Genomic DNA, 7,293 nt, shown 5'->3' with positions numbered 1-7,293 from the left:
GCCTTAAGCCAAGTACCCGGTTTCTCTACAAGCTTTTTGAAACTGGTACAAGACTTGCTTCGAGGCAGCTATTTAAAATTTTGGGGTCTGGAGTGGTTTTAACTTATTTGATATTAACAAGCAGTTTAGAAGGTATGGCGATCGCCCTTGCCCTCTGGCCCGGCAACTTCAGCATCGGGTTGCCCGCGCGCGGGCCCGGACACTCGGACATCAAATCCGGCGTTTCCATCTCCCAATCCCCCGCAAATCCACAGCCAGATACAGCATTCACAGGTTTAGCAGACGGTATTTACCTCTACGGCCAGTCGAGCAAGCCAGATGAAATTAACAAAGAATATTTTGTATTTGAAATGAGACACAGTAAAGTAATTGGTGCTTTTTACCTGCCTCAGTCTGCTTTTTACTGTTTTTACGGCAATCTAGACCAAACTCAGTTAAATTTAACAGTAGTGGACAGTTACGACGGCAGCAGCTCTCCCTACTCCGTAAACCTGCAACAGTATCACCAAATTTCCGCCGTCAGCGACAACGATCGCCGAATTTTGGGTATTTGCAAAGAAGCCCACAAACAGCAAGTGTGGGAAAACTAATACTATTTTTCTAAAGATTTGGATCGCGGTATCGATTTGTTGCATTGTTTGAAGAACTGCTATTAAAACTAGGGCGAAGCACCAATCTACCAGCAGCAAAAACAATCTCGAAACCCAGTTTATTCCTAAATGCTTCGCGATCGAACCTGTTATTTTTGCCAGAGATCAGGCTTATTTAACGAATCCAAGCGCAATTTTTTGGCTCCATTGACTACAGCGAAGCGAAATAAGGCGTATTTTTAGAATGCCAGAACCTAAACCCAACCTTTTTTCTGAGAATATTTTCCCGTTCGACCAACATATTGTTGCGCGCCAAACCAGGCTCGATCCCCCTGCCGAAAGTCAGCAGGTGTTAGCTGTATACTGCTTAAGAAGGCATTGCTAGGGTGCGTCAGACAAAAAACAGGAAATACCGGAGAAAATGTAGGCTTGTGACGCACCCTACAACTCCAAACTCCCTCCCGGCAGACTGCGCCGCGCCAGCAGTCAGGGTTCAGGAAACAGCAATAAAATTGCTCTCCAACCCTGAACTTCAGACAGACACCACACACTCGGCAAGATGAAACTGCGTCGGAAAACACTATCAATAGTTGGCATTACCATCGCTGGACTGACTGGCATTCTATATGCCGCCTCTTCAAGCATCCTTTTGGGCAGCCTTGTCAAAGCAGAAGAACAAGAAGCCACACAGGTTGTTAAGGGAGCGCTCAACGTGTTCGGGCAAACCGCAAATGACTTCAACTCGCGCTTTGCCGACTGGTCGGCCTGGGATGACACCTACGCTTTCATCCAAAACGGTAACAAAAAATTCATTGCCTCAAATTTGATTCCCGAAGGACTGGCTAATGTCAGAGTTAATCTAGCCGTATTTGTCAATACTTCTGGCAAAATAGTTTACGGTACGGGTTTTGACAGCCAAAAGGTGAAACTAACGCCTGTTCCCGAAGCATTAAAACGGCACATTTCTCTCAGCGACCCGCTGTTGCAGCACCCCAACGTCAACAGCAGCCTTGCAGGTATCCTGCTGCTACCGTCAGGGCCGATACTGATTACTTCCCGACCAATTGTCACTACAAAAAACACCGGCCCGATTCGAGGCACGCTGATATTCGGGCGCAATTTGGATGCTGCGGGCATTGCCAAGATTTCTAAAATTACTCGCTTACCTCTGACTGTACACAGCGTTAATGAGGCTCAGTTACCTGCTGACTTTGTAAAAGCGCGGGAGAAACTGTCGGGAAAAAAACCGATTTTGGTGCGTCCTGTTAGCGAAGATTTGATGGCGGGTTACACTCTGATCCGGGATATTTACGATCGACCCGCCCTGCTGTTGCGGGTGGATATACCCAGAGAAATATACCGTCAAGGTCAAATTAGTTTGCTGTACCTGCTGGTGTCCGTAGTCCTAGCGGGAATTGGGTTTGTCGGCTGCACTCTAATGCTGCTAGAGTATCTGGTGCTATCTCGGTTGAGCGGTTTGGCTTCATCAGTGAATCGCGTCAGCAGCAGCCAAGACCTCTCCGTGCGGCTGCCGGTGAGCGGCGCAGACGAGTTGTCCGACCTTGCCCATACTATCAACGGAATGCTCGATGCGATCGCCAGCGCTGAAAACGAACAACTGGAAGAAAAAGCCCGTTACCGAGCCGTAGTCGAGCAAGCCACAGATGGCATCTTTCTGTGGGACGCTCAAACCAAACGTCTTTTAGAAGCCAATACAGCATTTAGAAACTTGCTCGATTACAGCCTTGAAGCAATATCGCAACTGAGTATTTACAATATAGTCACCTACTCCAAAGACCTAATTGACAGCAACATCGAATTACTGCTAGCGGACAAACAATTCAGAATGGGCGAAGTTCTCTACCAGCGCCGAGACGGTTCCTGCGTAGACGTAGAAGTAAGCGCCAGCGTGATTTCCTACGGCGGACGCGAGATTATTTGCACTGTTGTCCGCGACATTACCGAGCGCAAACAAGCCGAAGCCGAACTGCGAGCCTCGGAAGAACGCTACAGACTTTTGTTTAAAAACAACCCCCATCCAATGTGGGTTTACGACTTAGAAACTCTGGAATTTATAGCAGTCAATCAGGCTGCTATTCACCACTACCGCTACACTCGCGACGAATTTCTCAACATGACCGTTGCCGACATTTGTCTGCCCCAAGAGCTGCCAAGATTGCTAAAAAATATATCCCAAGTAGATGCTGATATTGATTTGAACAGCCCCTGGCAGCATCAGAAAAAAGACGGCACAATTATTGATGTAGAAATTACTTCTTATGCCCTGATATTTGATAGCAGAAATGCTGAATTAGTCCTGGCTCACGACGTAACCGACCGCTTGCAAGCCGAGGCAGAATTGTACAAGGCAAAGGAAGCAGCAGAAGCAGCTAATTTCGCTAAAAGTCAGTTTTTGGCTAACATGAGCCACGAACTGCGAACTCCTCTAAATGCAATTATCGGCTACAGCGAAATTCTGCAAGAAGAGGCTTTAGATTTGGGCGAAGATGATTTTGTATCTGATTTGGATAGAATTCACAATTCAGGTCAGCATTTACTAAGATTAATTAATGATATTTTGGACTTATCGAAGATTGAAGCCGGTCACGCAGAGCTTGAATTCAGAACTTTTGACCTGTACGACGCAGTTCAAGATGTAGCAAAAACTGTTCGACCGCTATTTTTGCGAAACACCAATTCCCTGAATGTTGAGTGTCCTAACAATATTGGCGAATTGCATTCCGATAAAATTAAGTTTACTCAAATTTTGTTAAATTTGCTCAGCAACGCAGCTAAGTTTACCCTGAAAGGAACAATTACACTCAGCGTGGAAAGAATTAAAAATGATGAAAATAGTTGGGATGCTAAACAGTTAATTTTTAAGTGTACCGATACGGGAATTGGGATGACTCCCGAACAGCTACAAAAGTTATTTCAACCTTTTATGCAGGCTGATGCTTCGACTACCCGCAAGTACGGAGGTACGGGTTTGGGTTTAGCAATAGCACAGAAATACTCTGAGATGTTGGGGGGGAAAATTACGGTAAATAGCGAGTTTGGCAAGGGTTCAACTTTTACTCTAAGGTTGCCAGCGTAGCTATTTCCCTCGAACTGCGATATCGTGTCAGATCGTGGGTTTGTAGTGCGGACTTTAGTCCGCTCAATATGGCGGACGCTGACTGACGCACTACGAACCATATTTAATACTCAATACCTGCTTGAGCTTTAATCCCTTGTTCTCGAAATGGATGCTTAACTAAAGTCATTTCAGTCACCAAATCAGCGCGTTCAATTAGTGCTGGCGGGGCGCCTCGACCAGTTAAAATAACATGAGTTTCTTCGGGTTTTTGTTCTAACCCGGAGAGGACTTGCTCTACTTGCAAATAACCCATTTTTAAGGCTATATTAACTTCATCTAGCAGCACTAATTTAAATTCGGGATTGCAGATAAAAGTTAAGGCTTTATCCCAGGCTTTTTGAGCTGTTTCGATATCTCGATCGCGGTCTTGCGTGTCCCAGGTAAAACCTTCACCCATTGCATGAAATTCTAGCTGATTTTCCCACATTTGAAAAACGGCTTTTTCTGCGGGTTCCCAAGCTCCTTTGATAAATTGTACTATAGCGACGCGGTATCCGTGACCGAGCGATCGCACAACCATGCCCAAAGCAGCCGTAGTTTTGCCTTTACCGTTGCCGGTATTGACAATTATCAAACCTTTGTCTTTAGCGGCGTTGGCAATTCGCTGCGCCTGCACTTCTTGGCGGCGCTGCATTTTCTGTTTGTGCTGTTCGGCTGTTAGGGAATTTGTTTCTTTAGTTTCCATTAGAGTTGTTTTTAACCGCAGATTGGGGACTCAGAAACCGGGTTTTTTAATACATACTTCGTTGCCACCCGCAAATTCGAGAAAAAACCCGGTTTCTAGGCTTCGGATTTAAATATTATGTCCACAGCGATCGCAAGTTTAGCACGAAACCGGGCAAAATATCTTCTCCTGAAAGCTCTGCGGGACTTTCCAAAACTTCTGTTGCTTGTCCTGGGCGGTAGATTTCTACTCGGCGGGTTTTACGGTTGATTAACCAGCCTAATTTTACTTGGTTGTTCATGTATTCTTGCATTTTGTCTTGAGTATCCTTGAGACTGTCAGTCGGTGACATTAACTCTAAGACAAAATCTGGGGCGATAGGAGGAAATTTTTGTTTTTGTTCGGGAGTCAGTGCATCCCATCTTTCTTTTTTTATCCAAGAGACATCGGGAGAACGATTTGCACCGCTGGGGAGTTTGAAACAAGTTGAAGAATCGAAACAAACTCCCAGTTTAGTTTGTCGGTTCCAAATCACAAAATCTGCATTAATTTCTGAATTGCTGTTTCCGGTTTCTCCTCCTGTGGGTGACATGACGATTATTTCTCCTTTGGCGTTGCGTTCAAATTTGACATCGGGGTTGGCGCGACACAGTTGATAAAATTGGTCGTCGGTGATTTGGGCGATCGCCTCAAAATTAATGGTAACTGCTAGCATGGTATTATTTGTTGGTTGATTTGGTGGCAGCCGCTTGGGAAATCCGCTAACTAATCCGATTGTCAAACAGTACAAATTCCCTGAAAAAGTAGGGGTTTCGCAGCGCTAAGGAACCCGGACTTTTACCTGTTTCGCATACTTGCGCCAATCTATTTCCCAGTGCTTTTATCCACTGAATTGTTTAGGTCATTTTAACAAAATATTGACCCGCTTTATGAAAATGCCGCTTTTACCAACTCAGGCATCGATTCTGTGCCGCAACTTAATATTGAACAAATTTTCAATAATTGAAGATTAAGCTGTCGGACATTTAAATTATATGTTCAGGGCCCGCTCTCCTGCCCACCCCACAAGAAGGGGATTTGTTTTTGACAGTCAATTTAAATGCAGAACAGATTACCCCAGGATTTGATTGACTCGGAACCAGCGATAGCCGTAAGCTTGTAAGGGAATAGAGGGCGAGTCGGCATCAAGAGATTCATACTGGCGATCGCCAAATAAATCGCACAGATTGGTGTATTCGTTAGATTTAAGCGTAACGCTACAAGGCTTGTCGGCTAGATTGTGGACAGCAAGCAATGTCCTGCCTTCCCAGTTGCAGCAGTGGGCAAAAACCGAGGGAGAGTCGGTTTCGATAACGTGCCATTTGCCCCTACCAAACTCAGGACATTGCTTGCGGATGCGGATGGCACGATCGATCCAGTTAATTAATGAATCAGGATCGCGCTGCGCGGCGGCGACATTGACCTTTTTGTAACCGTATTCTCCGTCGGCGATCGCAGGTCTGGCAAGGGCATCAGTTGCAGCCGTCGAGAAGCCGCCATTCGGCGCATCAGACCATTGCATCACCGTGCGGACGCTGTTTCGACCTTCCAGCGAAAGGTCATCTCCCATGCCAATTTCTTGACCGTAGCGCAGCATTGGTGTACCGGGCAAAGTGAACAGCAAGCTGTAGATTAGTTCGATCCGGCAGCCGTCGCCTCCCATCATCGGCGGCAAGCGGCGGCGAATCCCGCGCCCGAAAATTTGCATCCTTTCATCGGGGGCGAATGCGGCAAAAATTTCCTCTCGTTCCGATGAAGAAATGCGGTCTAGTGTCAGTTCATCGTGGTGGCGCACAAAATTCAGCCACTGACAAATAGGAGGAATGTCCGGTAAGATTTTTAGTCCATCGCGCAGGGCTGTGGATTCTTGACGCGCTAGAGCCAAAAACAGATATTGGTTCAACAAAAAGTTGAACAGGACGTGCATTCTGTCGCCCTGATCAAAGTAGACTGGAATGCGATCGGGCGCGACATTTGCTTCTGCCAGCAACACTGCATCAGCCTGACGCGATGACACAAATTCTCTCATTTCTTCCAAGAAACATCGCAGGTCATCGGGGCTTGTACCTTCGGTGTCAGTTTCTTTAATTAAAAAGGGAACAGCATCAATCCGAAATCCAGACACTCCCAGTTCTAGCCAGAAACCCATAATTTTGCAGATTTCTTCTCGTACCGCCGAATTGGTAATATTCAAATCTGGCTGTTCTTTATAGAAGTGATGCAAATAGTAAGCGTTTGCTTGTTCGTCGTACTCCCAAATACTGTCCTCGGCATCGGGAAATACCAGCAGTTTGGGGTCGGTTTTGGGTGGATTTTCTGACCACACGTAGTAATTGCGATACTTAGAGTTTTTATCGCTTCGCGCTGCAAGAAACCAAGGATGCCGATCAGACGTATGATTTACTACCAAATCGATCAGTACGCGAATTCCTCGTTCCCTTGCTTGGTGCATGAACTCGACAAAATCTCCCAGGGTTCCCAGTCGCGGATCGATGTTGTAGTAATCCATCACATCGTAACCGTTGTCGCGGTTAGGGGAAGGATAAAAGGGCAACAACCACAAACAAGTAATTCCCAGTCCTGATAAATAATCTAGCTTGTTGGTAAGTCCCTGAAAGTCGCCTACACCGTCGCCGTTCGAGTCCATGAAGGTTTCAACATCGAGGGAGTAGACAATTGCGTCTTTATACCACAGGTCTTGCATTGCAGTAAATTTCCTCTAATTTAATCAATAAAATAAATTTTTCAATAAAACGGTTGACTAAGCTGATTATTATTAGCTGGAGCGATCGCTGCTAATTTCAGATTAGATGTTCATCCAAACAGGCAACTTGTTTGCCTTGCAGTAGCGCTGTCTTCGC

General features: G+C 45.9%; 5 protein-coding genes. 2 read left to right on the top strand and 3 right to left on the bottom strand.

The features are described 5' to 3' along the window. Positions 1-590 (top strand): hypothetical protein (locus IQ270_RS13780; protein ID WP_228056339.1); only part of this gene is annotated, 590 nt, incomplete at its 5' end. Positions 591-1,149: 559 nt separating this feature from the next. Continuing rightward, entirely contained in the window at positions 1,150-3,687 is a 2,538-nt protein-coding gene (locus tag IQ270_RS13775) for a CHASE4 domain-containing protein (protein ID WP_193973754.1), read from the top strand. A gap of 103 nt (positions 3,688-3,790) precedes the next feature. Here the strand turns inward: IQ270_RS13775 and cobO are convergent, their stop codons facing one another. The 3 genes from cobO to IQ270_RS13760 all read right to left on the bottom strand — a co-directional run bounded on the left by cobO (position 3,791) and on the right by IQ270_RS13760 (position 7,136). Beyond that, complete coding sequence (cobO, locus tag IQ270_RS13770; RefSeq protein ID WP_193973753.1) at positions 3,791-4,414, bottom strand: cob(I)yrinic acid a,c-diamide adenosyltransferase; 624 nt, start codon at positions 4,412-4,414, stop codon at positions 3,791-3,793. Between the two features lie 115 nt (positions 4,415-4,529). After that, positions 4,530-5,108, bottom strand: a complete 579-nt coding sequence (locus tag IQ270_RS13765; protein WP_193973759.1) for a Uma2 family endonuclease — start codon at positions 5,106-5,108, stop codon at positions 4,530-4,532. A 396-nt stretch (positions 5,109-5,504) separates the two neighbouring features. Then, the gene (locus tag IQ270_RS13760) at positions 5,505-7,136 is read right to left on the bottom strand and encodes an alpha-amylase family protein (RefSeq protein ID WP_193973752.1); all 1,632 of its coding nucleotides are present in this window, start codon (positions 7,134-7,136) and stop codon (positions 5,505-5,507) included. Positions 7,137-7,293 lie beyond the last annotated feature (157 nt).

This window comes from Microcoleus sp. LEGE 07076 (assembly GCF_015207455.1).
Classification (GTDB): domain Bacteria; phylum Cyanobacteriota; class Cyanobacteriia; order Cyanobacteriales; family Microcoleaceae; genus Microcoleus.
The sequence above is the reverse complement of the archived record's forward strand: the minus strand, read 5'-3'. Positions and strand labels throughout refer to the sequence as shown.

Excerpts from the sequence above, each read along its gene's own strand:
- IQ270_RS13775 (WP_193973754.1), top strand. The coding sequence starts at position 1,150 with ATGAAACTGCGTCGGAAAACACTATCAATAGTTGGCATTACCATCGCT.
- cobO (WP_193973753.1), bottom strand. The coding sequence starts at position 4,414 with ATGGAAACTAAAGAAACAAATTCCCTAACAGCCGAACAGCACAAACAG.
- IQ270_RS13765 (WP_193973759.1), bottom strand. The coding sequence starts at position 5,108 with ATGCTAGCAGTTACCATTAATTTTGAGGCGATCGCCCAAATCACCGAC.
- IQ270_RS13760 (WP_193973752.1), bottom strand. The coding sequence starts at position 7,136 with ATGCAAGACCTGTGGTATAAAGACGCAATTGTCTACTCCCTCGATGTT.